Here is a 19126-nt window from a genome sequence, read left to right on the forward strand (position 1 = left end):
TTTAATTCGCTATAATGGGTTTGAAGAGAAATCGGAGGTTGAGAAAGATGTATGTAGAGAGAAAGCCTGCACTTTATATCGAAGATTTACGAGACGAATTCAAAAATAGCTTAAAACATTTTAAAGATGATGATGAAGCATTTAATACATTAGTTGGATTTGTGGAACTGGACCACCTATATTCTTCAGCACTTAAAGAAATAAGTACAAAATTAAGTATTTTAGATGATAACTTTAACTATCAATATAAACACAATCCAATTCATCATATGGAACGACGAGTAAAAGAGATGCACAGTTTAGTTAAAAAGTTGAATCGTAAAGGATTTGAAGTAAGTGCACAAAGTGCTAAAGATAACATTATGGATATTGCTGGTATACGGGTCGTATGTAACTATTTAGACGATGTTTATGTCATTGAAAAAATGTTATTAAGACAAGAAGATGTTAAATTATTAAAACGTAAAGATTATATCACACATCCTAAAGAAAACGGCTATCGAAGTTTACATATCGTCGTATCTATTCCAGTGTTTTTAGCAGATTCGGTAGAAGTAACACCAGTAGAAATACAAATTCGTACAATCGGCATGGATATGTGGGCAAGTTTAGAACACAAAATTCGTTATAAAAATGATACAGACACTGAAAAATATAAAGGACTATTAGAACAATGTGCATCAGAAATTACAAATGTAGAAAGTAAAATGCAACAAATACATTCAGAAATTTCAAATCGAGAGAAGTAGTGTGATTTTTTGTTTTAAATCATATAGGAGGAATTAAAAAACGGTAATTTTCTTGTTAATACAAAGAAAATTACCGTTTACTATATTATTTCATTTAAATTATGATTAATATTTTAATTCTAGACTTTACTTAGATTGTTTTTATATCTAGATATGATTTGATTAATGATAAAATCTGCAATAACCATGAGTGAAAACATAATAAGCAAGCTCATTGTTACATCACTAGTGAAATGTGCACCAATACGAATTCTGCTCAATGCCATTAAAATGCTATAACATAATCCGATACTAAACACTATTTTTTGAGTGCGTAATTTTTTAAAGTAAAATGCGATAAACATTAGAAATGCACCATTTCCAGTGTGTCCTGAAGGGAAGGAACTATGTCCAGTGTTTCCATTTATTGTAAGCCAGTGAGTGAAATGTCCAGCTTTGTCAGTGATTTCATATGGTCTAAAACGTCCCCATAAATGTTTCAAGCTATCAACGAGTTCTAATCCAATAAATAAAATCATAAAGCTAATAAGTGAAACTTTGAATAAATGATCAAGTTCTTGGTTATTTGTATGTTTTAACCAAAACTGATAACAAATAATAGTGATAATTATAATGATAATCAAAGAAATAAAAAAACTCATTCCTAAAGATAAAGCATTTCCAGCGTTTCCTTCATTATTTGCCATACCCATTGGCTTATGATTTTTGATGTTTTCTGATGTAGATAACATATATTGAGCGGTTTCTGACACGAATTCATTGGTTTTTATCAACGTAAAGATAAAAGATAAAATCAAAGTTAACGTTTTTGCTAATTTATTTTGAAATGTAGTTAAAATATAATAATTTAAAATTACAGTTGAAATAATTAATATGAGCGTAGGTGGAAATAAACCGTAGTTTTGAAATAAAGTACCGAAAATTGAATCTTGATTCATGAAATAATTTGAAATCTGTTGATCGATCAGAGGTGAACTTAAAAGAATACATATTAAGATACCTATAGTGATAAATGCTAATTTCTTTGAAATAACCATGAAATGCCTCCCTAGATGATGAAAATGTAAATGATGTTGTGCAAAACGTATAAATTATTTATAAGCAACGGTCGTTTCCTAATATTAAGAATAGTAATAAAATGTTAATTAATTATGAGGATAATATTAATTTTTTATTAAGACTATTGGTATGATTCAAATTGTTTAAATCTATTTAAATAGAAAAATCAGTTTTAAATATGTAGTAACATAAAGAGGATGGACATATGATTAGTATAATTATAAAAAATTAAATTATATGATATTATTATATTAATTAATGTATTAAGAATAAGAGGATGTATATGATTAAGCAAAATTTTACAACTAAAGTTTATCCACTTAAACAATTTGAGGGAGAATATAGTGAAGTTGCCTACGCAGGAGATAGCCAAGCTGATGATGTGATTGTATTTATTCATGGTGCACTTTTAACATATAAAATTATGACGATGTTCGAACCTTACTTCAGAGATTACAAATTAATATTTATTAATTGTCCAAGTCGTGGTAGAAGTTCAGATTTAGATCGTGACACACATACATTAGATGATTACGCTGCACGTATATATGATGTATTAACGCAAATTGTTAAGGAGCAACAAATAAAAGAACTGAGTATTGTCGGTTATTCAATGGGAGGAATGATTGCGACACGGTTACTTAAGTATAATACATTACCAGTCTCTCATCTTATTTATTTACATAGCGCAGCGAAAATTAGTCCAGATGCAAGTATGTTAGCACGATTATTTACTAGTGAGAGTAAGAGAGCAGTATTAAAAGATGAAATTAAGGCAGTGAAAAATCTTCCTCAATATATACTAGATAAAACGATTTATGCACAAAAGGAAAACGCACTTGATTTGGTGCAATTTATTGCACCTATTAAAACTATAATTACGGATATGATTTACACGATTAATACAGATTATTTACCAGATATCGATGAGATTAAACAATTTCCGAAAATCTTATTTATGTCTGGAAAAGAAGATCAAATTATTCCTTATACGGATTCTCAAGCTACGTTAGAAAAATATAAGGCGTTAGGTGGAGAAACTAAAGAAGTTATTTATCCAGGAATTGGCCATATAGATTTCCCGAGTGTTTTAGAAACCCAATCGGATGGACAAACTGGCGTGGTAGATGAAATTAAAGCGTGGATTTCCAAAAAATAAGACGTCCGGACGTCTAGAAATGAATAAAGTTATTGATAATGACGTAACGTTATCGAGTACACTTTGACTAGGAGGTGAGATGTCTATGTCGATTTATACTTCAGGAGATATAGCTCATAAATGTCATGTGTCAACACGCACTATTCAGTACTACGATAAACAAGGAATCTTATCGCCAAACTATACTTCTGAAACTAACAGACGCTTTTACACTGATAAGGAAGTGAAGAAACTTGAACTGATTTTACTACTTAAGGAAATAGGTTGCACAATTAAAGAAATTAAAGTGTTATTAAAAGATGATTCATCAATGAAATCTCTTTACACTCTTCTTCAAATCAAAAAGCATGAGATACAACAGTCAATAACAGATAAAGAAAACAAGGTACGAAAAATAGAGCAAATTCAACGCTATGTTCATCAAAATTCAATTTCTCCAATTCATTATTTACAAGATATAGCTATTTATATGGAAGAATCTCATAGACTCAAAGGTGTCAGAAAGAAATTATGGTTAAGTATAGCTCTGATTGGTTCATTACAATATGGTGGTTTGATCACCTCAATTGTAACTCAAAGGAAAAAGCCTTTCTTGTCGATGATGCCTGTGGTAGCTATGTATTCACTTTGGTTAACGAAAAAGTATAAAAAGAATGTTTCATATGTCTGTCCTAATTGCCACCATGTGTTTAATCCTAGTGTCATTCATTTTGTAACAGCATCACATACACCTAAAACTAGAAAGCTTCAATGTCCTGATTGTCACGAAATGCATTACTGTGTAGAAATTGCTAAGCAATGAATGTAATTTGGATATATTAATAAGAATTCATATATGCAACATGACGCAAAGCACAAAAATAGCCTGAGACGAATAGTCTTAGGCTATTTTAATATATAGTACATGGCTGAATAGGACATATGCGCATCGTAATCAATGATTAAGCGTACTCAGGATACTAGTCGATTTGTTCTTGACCACGTTTATTCCAAGTTAAAATGAAACATAACATAGCGAGTATGCTGATGACTGTTAATAACACAAAGCCAATATGCCATCCAAAATGTTGAACTACAAACCCCAATACAATATTAGCCATAACTGCACCGAATAAGTATCCAAATAGACCAGTTAGACCAGCCGCAGTGCCAGCTGCTTTTTTAGGAACATAATCTAACGCTTGTAAACCAATTAACATGACTGGACCATAAATTAAGAAACCAATACCAATTAATGAAAGATTATCTAACCATGCGTGACCTGGTGGATTTAACCAATATATAAGGATAAAGATTGTTACGCCTAACATAAAGAAGAAGCCTGCTGGACCACGACGACCTTTAAATAGTTTGTCAGATAGATAACCACAGAGTAGCGTGCCCGGAATTCCTGCCCATTCGTATAAGAAGTAAGCCCAACCTGAAGCGCTTAAATCAAAATGCTTTTCCTCACTTAAGTATGTCGGAGCCCAGTCCAAAACACCATAACGCACAAAATAAACGAAAATGTTTGTAAAAGCAATCGCCCATACCCATTTGTTATTAAGTACATATTTAAATAATATTTCTTTAGTAGTTAGTTCTGTTTCAATTGTTTGTTTAGTTGAAGTGGCATAATCATTTTTATACTGCTCAATTGGTGGTAAACCCTGAGATTGTGGTGTATCTCTAATTAGTATGTAAGACAAGATGGCAATAATGATAGCCAATAGTGCAGGGTATATAAAGACGCCTTCAAACCCTTTTAAATAACCGAAGTTGTATAATGCAGTCATGGAAATACCCCACGTAGCAATAGGTGCCATTAAACCTCCGCCTACATTATGTGCTACATTCCATATTGACGTTTTGCTTCCGCGTTCGCTGACACTAAACCAATGAACTAACACACGTCCAGATGGTGGCCAGCCCATTCCTTGGAACCAACCAACTAAAAACAGCATGATAAACATAATAGTTATGCTTGAAGTAAAGAATGGAATAAATCCTAATAATAAGTTAATAATTGCTGTCAATACTAAACCTAAAGTTAAGAACATCCGAGCATTACTTCGATCGCTGACAGTTCCCATTACAAATTTACTAAAGCCATATGCGATAGATACTGCAGATAATGCAATACCTAATTCACCTTTACTAAAGCCTTGCTCAATTAATGAGGGCATTGCTAAAGAGAAGTTCTTTCTTAATAAATAGTAACCAGCATAACCGATAAATATTCCTAAAAAGACTTGAAAACGTAGTCTTTTATACGTATCATCTACTTTTTCTGATGGCAATGATTTGATATGTCTAGCTGGTTTTAAGAAATTAAACATGTTGTAACCTCCTAATCGTATGATGATGTATAAAACTGAAAAATAATTACGAGTAAATTTTAAGTATCCAAGTAAGCGTTGTCAATATAATTATGTTTTTTTATGAAATACAAAATATATAATTGAATAATAAGAAACAAACAATAAGTAAGTATGGTTTAAGTGTATTTTACATTATTTTATAAACTGTATTGATAGGATGAAAAGTGAACGAATAAAAGATGGATGTAAATGATTCTAAGAAATAGTTTGTTAAATTGTGTTTAAAATGTCAAAACACCTAAAAGAAAGCGCTTGCACAACAAATTTTTGTATATTAACATACTTGTATACAAGTAGAAGTGCATTGAATTGAGGTGGATAGAACGTGACGTATGGTTATCCGAAAAAGTGGAAGGAAAACATGACTTCAGGACAAGTAATAGCTGCTGAGTTACGTTTAGGAATAGTGAGTGGTGAGATTGAATCCCATATACAACTAAGTGAAAATCAAGTTGCACAACAATTTAATGTTAGTCGTTCACCAGTCAGAGATGCATTTAAGTTACTTCAAACAGATCAACTGATTCAATTAGAACGTATGGGCGCTCAGGTACTTCCTTTTGGTGATCAAGAGAAAAAGGAAATGTATGATTTGCGTTTGATGCTCGAATCATTCGCCTTTTCAAAATTAAGTGGAACAGATACACAACATATTGGTAAGGAAATGAAAAAGCAATTAGAAATGATGAAGGTTGCAGTCCAATTTGAGGATGCTGAAGCATTTACACAACATGATTTTGAGTTTCATGAGGTGATGATTCAAGCAACAAACCATCAGTATCTTAAAGTGTTTTGGAATCACCTTAAACCTGTTATGGAATCACTCATACTCATTTCAATGAGACAAAGAATGGCAAATGACCCCAAAGATTTCGAGAGAATTCATAAAAATCATCAAGTTTTTATAGATGCTGTTGAGAACGATGATGCCTCCATATTGAGAAAAGCATTCCATTTAAATTTTGATGATGTAGGAGAAAATATTGAAGCATTTTGGTTACGTTAATTTATAGAAAAGAGGGATGAAATATGAAATATATGATTGGTGTAGATATGGGGACAACGAGTACGAAGGCTGTGCTATATGATGAAAATGGTAAGTTTATAATGAAACATAATATTGGCTATGACTTACATACACCAAACGTAGATGTGTCTGAAGAAAATCCTGATGAAATATTTGATGCTGTGCTTATGACGGTTAAATATATTGTAAGAGAATCTGGCATCGCAAAAGAAGATATTAAGTTTATTTCCTTGAGTGCACAAATGCATAGTTTGATTGCTATGAACGAGAATAATCAACGTTTAACTGAAAATATCACTTGGGCTGACAATCGTGCGAATGATTATGCTGATTTAATAGAAAAATCATATGGCGGTTTTGAATTGTATCAACGAACTGGTACACCGATTCATCCTATGTCACCATTATCTAAAATCTTTTGGATGAGACATGAGGAACCGAAAATATTTAAACAAACAGCTATGTTTGCAGATTTAAAAACATACGTACTGTTTCAATTATATGAAAGATTCGTCATTGATTATTCTTTAGGATCAGCTACAGGTATGATGAACTTAGAACAATTAGATTGGGATAATAAAGCTTTAGAATTGTTAGGTATTGAAAGAAATCAGTTACCACAACTTGTTCCAACTACACATGTTTTAACTGGAATGAAAAAACGCTACGCAACGTTGATGGGGATTGATGAGCAAACGCCTGTGATTGTCGGAGCGAGCGATGGCGTATTATCTAACTTAGGTGTAAATAGTTATCAAAAAGGTGAAGTTGCTGTAACTATTGGCACATCGGGCGCAATTCGTACGGTAATTAATCAGCCAAAAACAGACGAGAAGGGGCGTATTTTCTGTTATATTCTCGATAAAGATCAATATGTGATTGGCGGTCCCGTCAATAATGGTGGTGTCGTCTTGAGATGGTTACGAGATGAAATTTTAGCGAGTGAAGTTGAAACGGCTAAAAGGTTGGGGGTCGATCCTTATGATGTGTTAACTCAGATTGCCAGCAGAGTAAAACCAGGTGCAGAAGGATTAATTTTTCATCCCTATTTAGCTGGAGAGCGCGCACCATTGTGGAACGCTGACGCTAGGGGTTCATTCTTCGGATTGACATTATCTCACAAGAAAGAGCATATGATTCGTGCAGCATTGGAAGGTGTATTGTATAACTTATATACAGTTTATCTTGCATTAATTGAAGTGATGAATGAAACACCGACAACAATTAAAGCAACGGGTGGTTTTGCTAAAAGTGAAATTTGGCGACAAATGATGGCAGATATTTTTGATACAGACTTAATCGTACCTGAAAGCTACGAAAGTTCATGTCTAGGTGCATGTGTACTTGGAATGAAAGCTCTGGGAGAAATAGATGATTTTTCAGTCATTAAAGATATGGTTGGTACAACACATGCCCATGAACCTAACCAAGAAACAGTTGCCATCTACCAACAACTTGTTACCATTTTCATTAACATTAGTCGTTCTATGACTGAGAATTACAGTGATATTGCGAATTTCCAACGAGAACATTTAAGTGATTAATTGATTATATATTATATGAATAATAAACGAGAGAAAGAAGGGGAATGCGATGTTTGGAGAGATTTGGCCACTCATCAGTGTTGTATTAGGAATTATTATCTTATTAACATTAATTATTGGATTGAAGCTTAATACGTTTATTTCATTAATCATTACCTCAATGATAACGGCGTTATTATTAGGTATGCCACTTAACAAAGTTATGGAAACCATTGAAAATGGTATGGGTAGTACGTTAGGTCATATTGCTTTAATCTTTGGCTTAGGTGCGATATTAGGTGAATTATTAGCCGACGGTGGTGGCGCAACACGTATTGCTGATACACTTATTGCAAAGTTTGGTCAGAAACATGTTCAATGGGCTATGTTGATAGCAGCATTTATCGTTGGTATTGCGCTATTTTTTGAAGTAGGTCTTGTACTATTAATACCACTCGTATTTACAGTAGCTAAACGCGCAAATGTATCAATATTAAAATTGGGACTACCAATGGTTACAGCGTTATCTGTTACACACGGATTCTTACCACCACATCCTGGACCCGTTGTCATCGCTAAGGAGCTTAAAGCAAATATAGGTGAAGTTTTGTTATATGGTATGATTATTGCTATCCCTGTAACACTTATTGCAGGTCCAATCTTTAATCGATTTGCACAAAAGATGGTTCCAACAGCCTATACGAGAGAAGGGGATATTTCTTCTTTAGGTACTCAAAAGGAATTTAAAGAAGAAGAGATGCCTGGTTTCGGAATAAGTTTATTGACTGCTATTTTACCTGTTATTCTTATGTTGATTTCTACAATTGTGCAACTGATTACAGGACACGAAGAAGCAACAAATGTATTCGAACAAATTGTTTACTTCATAGGAACTGCTGGTACTGCAATGCTTATCGCAGTGATATTTGCAATCTTTACAATGGGAATGAAGCAACAACGAAAAATGGAAGACATTATGAAATCAGTTACGCATGCTATTTATCCAATCGGCATGATGTTACTCATCATCGGTGGTGGTGGTACATTTAAACAAGTGCTCATCGATGGTGGCGTAGGTGATACAATCGCTAAGATGTTTGAAGGAACAAGCATGTCGCCCATTTTATTAGCATGGATTGTAGCTGCAGTCTTAAGGATTTCATTAGGATCAGCTACAGTTGCTGCCGTATCAACAACAGGCATTGTGTTACCACTTTTAGAACATTCAGATGTTAATGTAGCTTTGGTCGTTCTTGCAATAGGTGCAGGTAGCGTAATTCTCTCTCACGTCAATGATGCTGGATTCTGGATGTTTAAAGAATATTTCGGGCTGACAGTCAAAGAAACATTTTTAACATGGTCGTTATTAGAGACAATTATTTCAGTATCTGGTATTTTATTTATTTTATTTATCAGTTTATTTGTATAGAGAAAAAATTCCTGAAGCTCTCATTTTAAAAATATAGCGAGTGTTTTTCAGTAGATGTCTGTCACCGATATATTTAAAATAAAGTTAATTTCTATTCGAGTATTTTTAATTTCTAACTCAATTCTTGATTAAGTTAATGTTAATATTGAAAAAGATTGTGGTGAAAAAACACTACTATGAAAGCATTTTAAATAGTGATACACTTTATTAAGAGTTTAATTACGTAAATAGGTAAAGGAGTTTATAGATTGAAAAAGATAAAAAAAGCAATAATTCCTGCCGCTGGTTTAGGTACTCGTTTTTTACCAGCAACTAAGGCGATGCCAAAAGAAATGTTACCAATATTAGATAAACCAACAATCCAATATATAGTAGAAGAAGCTTCTAAAGCAGGGATTGAAGATATTATTATAGTGACTGGCAAGCATAAACGTGCAATTGAAGATCACTTTGATAATCAAAGAGAATTAGAAATGGTTCTTGAAAATAAAGGAAAAGCAGACCTGCTTGAAAAAGTACAATATTCAACAGATTTAGCTAATATTTTTTACGTACGACAAAAAGAACAAAAAGGGCTAGGACATGCAATACATACTGCAAAACAGTTTATCGGTAACGAACCATTTGCAGTGTTATTAGGAGATGACATTGTAGAATCTGATACACCAGCTATTAAACAATTAATGGACGTTTATGAAGAAACAGGCCATTCAGTAATAGGTGTTCAAGAAGTGCCAGAATCTGATACACATCGTTATGGTGTGATTGATCCTTCTGCTAAAGAGGGAAGTCGATATGAAGTACGTCAATTTGTAGAAAAGCCGAAACAAGGTACTGCCCCTTCTAATTTAGCAATCATGGGTCGTTATGTATTAACACCAGAAATTTTTGATTATCTTGAAACACAACAAGAAGGTGCTGGAAATGAAATTCAATTAACTGATGCGATTGAACGAATGAATAGCAAACAACAAGTATATGCATATGATTTTGAGGGTAATCGTTATGATGTTGGAGAAAAATTAGGATTTGTTAAAACAACGATTGAATATGCTTTAAAAGATCCAGAAATGAGTCAAGACTTAAAAGCATTCATTAAACAACTAGATATTTAAATTCAATAAAAAATGCCTGGGACAACTATTTTGTCCTAGGCATTTTACGTATTTATAGTGGATGATTGGATTGAGTATTCACTGTCATCAAGTTTTAATTACTAGAAAGGATGGTCCCCAATATCGTGAGTACCACCTAGCAATTTTACTAACCATGTTAATTCTATTTCTTTCGATTTTAAGATTGCAAAGAGAATACATTTCCATCTTATTCTACTTAAGAGTTAAATATAGCATCATTCATTTTTTGTGCAACTACGTCAAAATGGTCACAAGAAAGTGATACATAAAGTTTAATTTTAGGCTCTGTACCAGAAGGACGCAAAGCAATAAATCCTTCATTAAAGTATATCTTTATTACATTCGCTTTAGGTAAAGTTATATCGCTGACTTCATCATTTTGTAAGTCAGTCTTTTTACCTGTTTCAAAATCTTCGATTGCAATGACTTTAAGACCACACATTTCCGAAGGTGTTTCACTTCTAAATTGAGTCATAATATTTTCGATTTTTGCCTTGCCTTGAGTACCTTCAAATGTATGTGAGAAAAGCTTGTCATTAAAGTTACCGACATTTCGAGTAATGTCTTCTAATTCATCTTTAAGCATGCGTCCTTTGTTTTTTAATTCAGCTGCATACTTAATCATTAATGGCACAATTTGAATCGCATCTTTATCTCTCACGAAAGGACGGGCTAAGAAGCCATAACTTTCCTCGTAGCCAAAAATAAAGTTTTGTTCAGGAGACAGATGTCTTATTTCAGCTGCGATATATTTAAAACCTGTCAAAACTTCTTTGAAATTGACATTATGATATTGAGCAAGAGATTTAGCTAAGCCACCACTGACAATTGATTGGAACATAATTCTGTTAGGTAATTCTTCTGTTTGTTTGATACGATAATTTAACAAAAGTGCACCAATCTGATTTCCATTGTAATAGTGGATGTTACCTTCAGCATCACGTTCAACTATTCCTAAACGGTCTGCATCGGGATCTGTACCAATAAGTAAATCAGCATCAATCTTATTAGCGAGCTCTATCGATTGATCAAAGGCTTTATGATCCTCTGGATTTGCACTGGCTACAGAGCTGAAATCTGAATCAGGTTCACATTGTGATGCAACTAACTCAAATTGATTAAAGTTAAGGGAAGATAAGATGTCAGGTACAACTGGCACACTCGTACCATGCAAGCTTGTAAAGACAACTTTTAAATTAGACTGTGGAATCGTTCCAACTAAGTCTTGTACGTTTCTGAAATAATCTTCTCTGACTTCGCTCGGGACTGAATGAATTAATGATTGTTGTTCAGTAGTTAAACTAGGTAAATTAATATGAAGCGGATGACCTAACTTATCGATATATGTGCTTAGTCGTGCGGAATCGTCGGTTGATAATTGAGCACCATCTTTTCCATAAACTTTAATTCCATTGTAATCTTTAGGGTTATGGCTAGCTGTAATCATAACACCCGCATCAGCCTGTAAGTATCTGACTGCAAATGATAAATCAGGTGTTGTTCTGTATGTATCAGCAAGATAAACTTTAATATCATGACTTGCTAGAATATTAGCGATAATTTGAGCAAATTCAGGTGATAAGTGTCTTGTGTCATAATGTATGACGACGACAGGATGCACGATACTTGATGTTAAATAATGGGCAAAGCCTAACGCTACTTTAGATACTGTGAACTTATTTAATCGGCCTTCACCTAAACCGAATTTCCCTCTAATACCAGCCGTGCCAAAAGACAGTGTAGTATTAAGTCCTTCTTGTTGCTCTTCGGAAGTTTGATTATTATAAAAATCTTTGACTAAACTTTCATCTAATACATCTATCCAATTATTTTTCATATTTACAAATTCCTCTTTATTAAAATTAAAATATACATTATACTATATTTTTAGTTTATGTTTATTTTCGAAAACATAAAAAGTTCTTAGCTTATTTTAAAACAACATATAAAATACTTCTTAAATCACATTATAAAATTTCTAGCTTCAAAATGCATCAATATTTTTATAATTAACTATAAAATAGCATACATCTTAAAAGGTGGGGATTAAAACAATGATATATACAGTAACAAGCACATTACCCTTAGTGCACGGAGGAAGAACTAAATCATTATTAACAAGAATTCGATTTCTTGATAAAGAAATGGGCATTCACAATAAAATATTAACAACGAATTATAACGCTAATTATAATGAAGTTTATCAAAAGTTCGAAGAGAATCAACTCATAACGAAAAATACGCAAATCGAAAACATATATGATTGGTTATCTGATTTCAAATTACTTTCAATACCTAAAACAAGATTTAAGAAAAAAACGCTTTACTCTGAAAAAGATAGAGACATAGAAGGTTTAACTTCTAAAGCATTCAATGATGGCAATGTGATGAGATATTATGATCAAAAAACTTATGTTTTATATCGGAAATTTTATGAAGATACAAATATCATAGAATTTGAAGACGTGATGTCACCAATTTCTAAGAAAAAAATTGAACGTAGAGAATATAATCACTTCGGTCAATTACATAGAAAGATTTACTTCTCAAGCCGCACATATCACAAAATTTTGGAAGAATATTTTGACACAGAGGGAAGTATTTACTGTAAAAAATTCTTCAATTCACAAAAGGCAAATGAATTAGATTTTATTCAAATTTTTAAAAATCAACGTATCATGAAGGCTTTTAAAAACGAAAAAGATCTCTTTAAATATTATTTCGAACATCGCTTTAAACAAAATGATATTGTGTTTAATGATGCTAGACTTCTAGATAAACCACTTTTAAATAATTGTATGAACACAAAAAATGTGCTTGTATTTCATAATAGCCACATCGATGGCGATAATATTAAATCTTCATACAAAATTGCACTGGAAAATTCTGATAAAGTAGCTCAATACCTCTTGCTCACACATATGCAAAAAGACGATATACAACATGCATATGGTATCAGCGATGAAAAAATATCGATTGTACCTCACTTTATTAAAAGCTATGGACAAAAATATACTCATGATAAAGAGGATAGATTCGTATTTATTGGTAGACTAGGCAAACAGAAACAAGTGGACCATTTAATCAAATCTTATAATCAATTCTTAAAATATGGACATCAAACGAAATTAGCTATTTATGGTGCAGATGAACAAAATCAAAAACAAGTCATACTAGATTTAGTTAAAGAATATCAAATTGAAGATAAAGTTGATTTAAATGATTTTACCAAGCATCCACTTGAAGAATTTAAAAAATCTAAAGCCTCACTATTAACCAGTGAATACGAAGGTTTTGGTTTAACCGTTATGGAAAGTATTGAAGTAGGTTGCCCAGTCATTGCTTATGACGTAAGATACGGTCCTGGTGAAATCATAGAGCCCGGTGAAAATGGCTATCTTGTTGAGCCGGATAACATTGAAGCATTCGCTGCCTATATGGATAAAATAATTAAAAATCCACTAACAAAAGTTGAAACAAAAAATGCACTCAAGTATGAACAAGCAAAGAATAACTATCAAAAGTTGTTTGAGAGAGTAAAGTAATTTAAATAAGGTTCATATTATAAGAAAATATTAATAACAATAAGACTAAATTACAATTTATTTTGAACTACACGCTGTTAATAATCAAAAACAGCGTGTATTTTTAGATTATTAAGATAAATTAATTTAATAATTTATCTAATATTTTCTCATATATTCACTAATAATAGAGAAGGAATAGTATGGTTGGAACAATTAAAAGTGATATTGTTTGTCTAATAAATTCGATATAATATTAAAGAAAAGGAATCTATTTTCAAAGAATAATAATTTTATTGTTTTAGAATATATATCTTTGAAAGATAATTATGTCATAGAATTTTAGTATCGCATGATAATTAAATAAGGATGATGGAATATGGAATTTTTAACTAAACAAGAAGTTCATAATAGAGCAAAGGAAGCTGTAGGTAAGACAATAAAAGAATTAAATGATGGCTTTTCTGTTTCAGAAACTAAAAGTTCTGTGGGGGATGCTTTTGAAAATTGGTTTGGGAAAAGTAAAGATAGTGAGAGTAGACCTGATATGGAAGAGGCAGGTGTTGAATTAAAGGCAACACCTTTTAAAAAATTAAAAAGTGGTAAATATAGTGCCAAAGAAAGATTGGTTTTAAATATTATTAATTATGAAAAAGTAGTACATGAAAAATTCGAGACTAGTTCATTTTTAAATAAAAATAATACTATAGAGCTAGCGTTTTATGAGTATAAAAAAGATGTATCTAGAGATGACTGGATTATACATGAGGCTGTTTTATATGAAATGAAAAAAAATCCAATTGATTATGAAGTAATAAAAAATGATTGGGAATTAATACATAATTATATTAATGATGGTAAAGCACATGAATTAAGTGAGAGCTTAACAACTTATTTATCCCCTTGTACGAAAGGAGCAAGTGCTAAATCTGTTAGAACTCAACCATATTCAAACATAAAAGCTAAACAGAGAGCATTTTCTTTGAAGTCTGGATACATGACATCGATATTGAGAAAGTATATTTTAGGCAATGAAGAGATTGATTCTATTGTTAAATCACCGTTTGAGCTAAAAAATAAATCTATTGAAGATATAGTGCTTGAAAAATTCAAACCATATTATAATCAAACTATAGATTCCATAGGAGAAAAATTTAATGTAGATAGAGGTGGGAAAAATTACCATAATCGCATTGCTTCTGCTATTTTAAATTTAAAAGGCAAAATTAAAGGAAATGAGACTTTTCCAAAGGTAGACGAATTTGAAAAAGCATCTATAGTTGTTAAAACAGTAAAATTTAATAAAAATAATATTAATAAAGAAAGTATGTCATTCCCTGCTTTCAGATTTAAAGATTTAATTAAAGAAAAATGGGAAGATGAAGATGGTAATCCACTAGCTCAATGGCATAATTTTCTTCTGGAAACGAGATTTCTCTTTTTTATCGTCAAAGAAGAAGAAGGTACTGAGGTGTTTAAAGGCGTTAAATTCTTTTCAATGCCAGAAGACGATATCGAAGGTCCTGTAAAAAAAGTATGGGAAGACACAAAAAATAAGTTATTAAAAGGGGTGTGTCTCAAAGCAACTTATAAAAAGGATGGTAACGTATATAGAATTGAAAATAATTTTATTAATAAATCAGATGAAATGATATGTCATATACGACCCCATGAAAGCTACTCTGACTATAGGGTGAACGGTAAATATGCAGATGAATTGCCATCTCGTGCAAATTGGATTAATCGACCTAATGATACATTAAAATATTCAGATAAATGGATGACGAAACAATGTTTTTGGATAAATAATACTTATATTAAAGAACAAGTCAAAGAATTTCTTTAGGCTATTTATGTTACAATTAATTTTGTTATCTTTTAAGTAGAACGATCGTTCGGTTTTATGGTATAATTATTGATATTCAAAAGTGAGGAGGTTGCCAATTGAATAATTTAAAAGTAGCAGAATTATTTGCAGGGGTAGGTGGATTTCGTTTAGGTTTAGAGAGAACAAAAAATAAAATGTTTGAAATTACTTGGGCTAATCAATGGGAACCTTCAAGGAAAGTACAACATGCCTTTGATTGTTATAATAAAAGGTTTAAAAACGGTGTACATATTAATCAAGATATAGCAACAATAAGTAATGAAGAAATGGCTAATACGAGAGCTGACATGATAGTAGGTGGATTTCCCTGCCAAGACTACTCTGTAGCTAGAAGTCTTAGTGGAGAACTAGGTATACAAGGAAAAAAAGGCGTGTTATTTTGGGAAATTATAAGATTTATTCAAAATACTTATCCAAAATATTTATTATTAGAAAATGTAGATAGGTTATTAAAATCACCTTCAAGACAAAGAGGAAGAGATTTTGCAGTAATGTTATCAACTCTGAATGAATTGGGATATTCAGTTGAATGGAGAGTGATTAATGCTGCTGACTATGGAAATGCGCAAAGACGAAGACGAGTATTTATTTTTGGTTACAAAAAAGATCTTGAATATGGTAGAAAAATGAGTAAATTTAGCTTAGAGAATATTATTTATGATGAAGGATTGTTCGCTTCAGGGTTTCCAGTAGAAAAAGTACCTAATAAAGAAAGAATAAATAATATAAAAATTGATAATGATATAGTAGAAATTTCTAATAATTTTAGTTTCGGTTTTTTTAATAGTGGAGTAATGAGAAATGGAGAAATACTTACCATTGATACTATACCTAAATATGAAAAACCCACTCCACTAAAAGATGTTATTCAAGGTGAAGTAACTGATAATTATGAATTGAACATAGATCAAATAAATAAGTTTAAGTATTTAAGAGGTCCAAAAAAAATTAAAAGAACATCTAAGGATGGTCATGAATATTACTTTTCAGAAGGAGGAATGTCTGAAACTGATTCTTTAGACTTGCCTGCAAGAACCATGTTAACTAGTGAAGCTTCTGTAAATAGAAGTAGCCATCTATTAAAGGTTAATGATACCTATAGAACACTGACTCCGATAGAAGCAGAAAGACTGAATGGATTCCCGGATAATTGGACTGATACAATGCCGGATAGAATGAGATTCTTTTGTATGGGAAATGCTTTGGTTGTACCAATAATTACTAGAATTGCTAATCAGATAGAAATTATTGAAATAAATAATAATGATAAATATAGCCAATTAGAATTATTTTAACAGAGGTGTGTAGTCCTCTGTTTTTTTGTTTTATTTAATATAATAAATATATATTACAGATAAATAATAAGGAGGCGTAGATATGAAAGAGCCAGAGTGGAATAAAGATTTACAGAATTAAAAAGAAGTAGCTAAATTCTTAGATAATTATTTTTCTTTATAAACAAATAAGTGATACTTTTGTGAAATGTATCACAAAATGCTTTTAATTTACATAAAATGATGTAATATATGAAGTGTAAGGAAAGAGTAAATTATTGAGGTGATGACTATGAGAAATGCTATAGAAGAATTAATCTTCTCCGATGTAAGTAGTTATGACATCTATGTAAACACAGGCGTTAACCAAGGGTTGGTTGGAGACATTAAAGATGGATATTTGACGATTGATTCTATCCCGTATATTGATGCTGAAAGATTATATTATTATAGTTTAGAGCGCAAAGCCCTCGTTACAAGTTGATTTTTAACGAACTCCCACAATGTTGAACTCGCTTGCTCTCAAAGAGTAATTGAGGGCAAAATTGACACTCTATATACCCCTAAAATCTAAATTAATGTGTTAGGAGACCGTAACTTACTACCCCTGTGAGTTATGGTCTTCATTTTTGATCTGTGATTCAACGATGATTTACATTAATTTTAATGTGTCATATTTTCTCACACAAAATATCCAATGATTCCATCAAATATTTTATTTCTCAACATATTTTAGTCATCACAATGCAACCTGTCTTGATAATTATTAAACGTTTCGACCTCTAGGATTTCTAGAGTCTTCAGCCTGTTTAAAGTTTTTTACGGCATTGTAAGCATAAATAATATTAAACAACTTATTTTTAGCATCGTTTTCACGTGAAAATGTCATACGTATATACTCTCGCTTGTTCACTTCGCATCAAAATGCTTTTTCTTGTTTCTGACGTTCTGCTAGCGATAATGCGCACCATTATTCATTTGAAAATAACTCTTCAAAACGAAATTCAAAAGCAGTACGATGATTATTTTCACCTAGTTTTAATACCCGTTCATAAAACGACATTACTGTTTCTCCTAAAGTTTGACTTTTATTCTTTAGTTACTATGTTTTCTTTATAATGAAAATGACTAAATATATGTTTGATTCTTTTGTTTAAAGTTGATTTCTAAATCACATTAATGTCCTATTCTCTAACAAAACGTTATGATAAAGATGTTCAAAATAATTCTATGATAAGGAGTAATGATGTATGGCAAAAGTTAAAGAGAAAGTTGCAGTCGTTACAGGTGCGAGTAGCGGTATAGGAGAGTCGATTGCCAAAAAGTTAAGTCAACAAGGTGCATCAATAGTTCTGGTTGGTCGTAACGAACAACGTTTAAACGAAATAGCCCAGCAATTAAATACCCCGACTAAAGTTGTTTCAGCAGATGTCACTGTAAAATCGAACATAGATGATATGTTAAAAGCTGTAATAGACCATTTTGGTCATATCGATATTGTTGTGAATAGCGCAGGTCAAAGTTTATCATCTAAAATTACAGACTATAATGTTGAGCAGTGGGATACTATGATAGATGTAAATATTAAAGGTACACTCCATGTTTTACAAGCAACATTGCCTTATTTGTTAAAACAATCTAGTGGGCATATCATCAATCTTGCATCAGTATCAGGATTTGAACCAACAAAGACGAACGCCGTTTATGGTGCAACAAAAGCAGCAATACATGCAATCACACAGTCTCTTGAAAAAGAATTAGCACGTACAGGTGTTAAAGTGACTAGTATTTCACCAGGAATGGTTGATACCCCTATGACGGAAGGTACTGATTTTGGGGAACGCAAAAAACTTGAAGCACAGAATATTGCTGATGCTGTAGTATATGCTTTAACACAACCTAGTCACGTTAATGTTAATGAAGTAACGATAAGACCTGTTTAAATGATGACATTTCTCTATTTAAAATAGCATTTTTGTTTCATGTTACACTTAAATT

The 19126-nt window shown here is 31.9% G+C and carries 15 protein-coding genes and 1 pseudogene; 12 read left to right on the forward strand and 4 right to left on the reverse strand.

The genetic code is table 11. The features are described from left to right. Positions 1-47 precede the first annotated feature (47 nt). Positions 48-749 (forward strand): GTP pyrophosphokinase, encoded by a 702-nt coding sequence (locus tag FNL83_RS02230; RefSeq protein ID WP_002438184.1) that lies wholly within the window; start codon positions 48-50, stop codon positions 747-749. Between the two features lie 119 nt (positions 750-868). Here the strand turns inward: FNL83_RS02230 and FNL83_RS02235 are convergent, their stop codons facing one another. Next, complete coding sequence (locus FNL83_RS02235; protein ID WP_002505813.1) at positions 869-1786, reverse strand: phosphatase PAP2 family protein; 918 nt, start codon at positions 1784-1786, stop codon at positions 869-871. 305 nt (positions 1787-2091) lie between these two features. On the opposite strand from FNL83_RS02235, the gene FNL83_RS02240 reads away from it, so the two are divergent. Both FNL83_RS02240 and FNL83_RS02250 read left to right on the forward strand, forming a co-directional pair. Next, positions 2092-2967, forward strand: coding sequence for an alpha/beta fold hydrolase (locus tag FNL83_RS02240; protein WP_002505812.1), 876 nt, complete (start codon positions 2092-2094; stop codon positions 2965-2967). Between the two features lie 85 nt (positions 2968-3052). Further along, the gene (locus FNL83_RS02250; protein ID WP_032603497.1) at positions 3053-3769 is read left to right on the forward strand and encodes a MerR family transcriptional regulator; all 717 of its coding nucleotides are present in this window, start codon (positions 3053-3055) and stop codon (positions 3767-3769) included. Between the two features lie 157 nt (positions 3770-3926). Here FNL83_RS02250 and glpT read toward each other — a convergent pair whose 3' ends face one another. Then, a complete protein-coding gene (gene glpT / locus FNL83_RS02255; protein ID WP_001831473.1) occupies positions 3927-5285 on the reverse strand; it encodes a glycerol-3-phosphate transporter in 1359 nt (452 codons plus the stop codon). Between the two features lie 367 nt (positions 5286-5652). On the opposite strand from glpT, the gene FNL83_RS02260 reads away from it, so the two are divergent. From FNL83_RS02260 to galU, 4 genes are all read left to right on the forward strand, one after another. Continuing rightward, entirely contained in the window at positions 5653-6333 is a 681-nt protein-coding gene (locus FNL83_RS02260) for a GntR family transcriptional regulator (protein ID WP_021298771.1), read from the forward strand. Between the two features lie 23 nt (positions 6334-6356). Next, positions 6357-7898 carry a gluconokinase gene (gntK, locus tag FNL83_RS02265; RefSeq protein WP_021298769.1) on the forward strand — a complete coding sequence of 514 codons (1542 nt, stop codon included), beginning with the start codon at positions 6357-6359 and terminating at the stop codon, positions 7896-7898. A 49-nt stretch (positions 7899-7947) separates the two neighbouring features. Beyond that, a complete protein-coding gene (locus FNL83_RS02270) occupies positions 7948-9306 on the forward strand; it encodes a gluconate:H+ symporter (RefSeq protein ID WP_021298770.1) in 1359 nt (452 codons plus the stop codon). A 248-nt stretch (positions 9307-9554) separates the two neighbouring features. Next, complete coding sequence (galU, locus tag FNL83_RS02275) at positions 9555-10421, forward strand: UTP--glucose-1-phosphate uridylyltransferase GalU (protein WP_021298772.1); 867 nt, start codon at positions 9555-9557, stop codon at positions 10419-10421. A gap of 217 nt (positions 10422-10638) precedes the next feature. Here galU and FNL83_RS02280 read toward each other — a convergent pair whose 3' ends face one another. Further along, a complete protein-coding gene (locus tag FNL83_RS02280) occupies positions 10639-12279 on the reverse strand; it encodes a phospho-sugar mutase (RefSeq protein WP_002502572.1) in 1641 nt (546 codons plus the stop codon). Positions 12280-12496: 217 nt separating this feature from the next. Between FNL83_RS02280 and FNL83_RS02285 the strand changes: the two genes are divergently transcribed. The 4 genes from FNL83_RS02285 to FNL83_RS02300 all read left to right on the forward strand — a co-directional run bounded on the left by FNL83_RS02285 (position 12497) and on the right by FNL83_RS02300 (position 17612). Then, positions 12497-13987 (forward strand): glycosyltransferase, encoded by a 1491-nt coding sequence (locus FNL83_RS02285; protein WP_021298777.1) that lies wholly within the window; start codon positions 12497-12499, stop codon positions 13985-13987. Positions 13988-14345: 358 nt separating this feature from the next. Next, positions 14346-15812, forward strand: coding sequence for a Sau3AI family type II restriction endonuclease (locus FNL83_RS02290; protein ID WP_021298779.1), 1467 nt, complete (start codon positions 14346-14348; stop codon positions 15810-15812). A 98-nt stretch (positions 15813-15910) separates the two neighbouring features. Further along, positions 15911-17149 carry a DNA (cytosine-5-)-methyltransferase gene (gene dcm / locus FNL83_RS02295; RefSeq protein WP_021298778.1) on the forward strand — a complete coding sequence of 413 codons (1239 nt, stop codon included), beginning with the start codon at positions 15911-15913 and terminating at the stop codon, positions 17147-17149. A 271-nt stretch (positions 17150-17420) separates the two neighbouring features. Beyond that, a complete protein-coding gene (locus tag FNL83_RS02300) occupies positions 17421-17612 on the forward strand; it encodes a hypothetical protein (RefSeq protein WP_001831457.1) in 192 nt (63 codons plus the stop codon). Between the two features lie 282 nt (positions 17613-17894). Here the strand turns inward: FNL83_RS02300 and FNL83_RS12015 are convergent. Then, positions 17895-18191 (reverse strand): annotated as a pseudogene (locus FNL83_RS12015) (DUF1413 domain-containing protein). 187 nt (positions 18192-18378) lie between these two features. On the opposite strand from FNL83_RS12015, the gene FNL83_RS02305 reads away from it, so the two are divergent. Next, positions 18379-19071, forward strand: a complete 693-nt coding sequence (locus FNL83_RS02305) for an SDR family oxidoreductase (protein ID WP_001831420.1) — start codon at positions 18379-18381, stop codon at positions 19069-19071. Positions 19072-19126 lie beyond the last annotated feature (55 nt).

This window comes from Staphylococcus epidermidis, from assembly GCF_006742205.1.
GTDB classification, from domain to species: domain Bacteria; phylum Bacillota; class Bacilli; order Staphylococcales; family Staphylococcaceae; genus Staphylococcus; species Staphylococcus epidermidis.

Excerpts from the sequence above, each read along its gene's own strand:
- FNL83_RS02230 (WP_002438184.1), top strand. The coding sequence starts at position 48 with ATGTATGTAGAGAGAAAGCCTGCACTTTATATCGAAGATTTACGAGAC.
- FNL83_RS02235 (WP_002505813.1), bottom strand. The coding sequence starts at position 1,786 with ATGGTTATTTCAAAGAAATTAGCATTTATCACTATAGGTATCTTAATA.
- FNL83_RS02240 (WP_002505812.1), top strand. The coding sequence starts at position 2,092 with ATGATTAAGCAAAATTTTACAACTAAAGTTTATCCACTTAAACAATTT.
- FNL83_RS02250 (WP_032603497.1), top strand. The coding sequence starts at position 3,053 with ATGTCGATTTATACTTCAGGAGATATAGCTCATAAATGTCATGTGTCA.
- glpT (WP_001831473.1), bottom strand. The coding sequence starts at position 5,285 with ATGTTTAATTTCTTAAAACCAGCTAGACATATCAAATCATTGCCATCA.
- gntK (WP_021298769.1), top strand. The coding sequence starts at position 6,357 with ATGAAATATATGATTGGTGTAGATATGGGGACAACGAGTACGAAGGCT.
- FNL83_RS02270 (WP_021298770.1), top strand. The coding sequence starts at position 7,948 with ATGTTTGGAGAGATTTGGCCACTCATCAGTGTTGTATTAGGAATTATT.
- FNL83_RS02280 (WP_002502572.1), bottom strand. The coding sequence starts at position 12,279 with ATGAAAAATAATTGGATAGATGTATTAGATGAAAGTTTAGTCAAAGAT.
- FNL83_RS02285 (WP_021298777.1), top strand. The coding sequence starts at position 12,497 with ATGATATATACAGTAACAAGCACATTACCCTTAGTGCACGGAGGAAGA.
- FNL83_RS02290 (WP_021298779.1), top strand. The coding sequence starts at position 14,346 with ATGGAATTTTTAACTAAACAAGAAGTTCATAATAGAGCAAAGGAAGCT.
- FNL83_RS02300 (WP_001831457.1), top strand. The coding sequence starts at position 17,421 with ATGAGAAATGCTATAGAAGAATTAATCTTCTCCGATGTAAGTAGTTAT.
- FNL83_RS02305 (WP_001831420.1), top strand. The coding sequence starts at position 18,379 with ATGGCAAAAGTTAAAGAGAAAGTTGCAGTCGTTACAGGTGCGAGTAGC.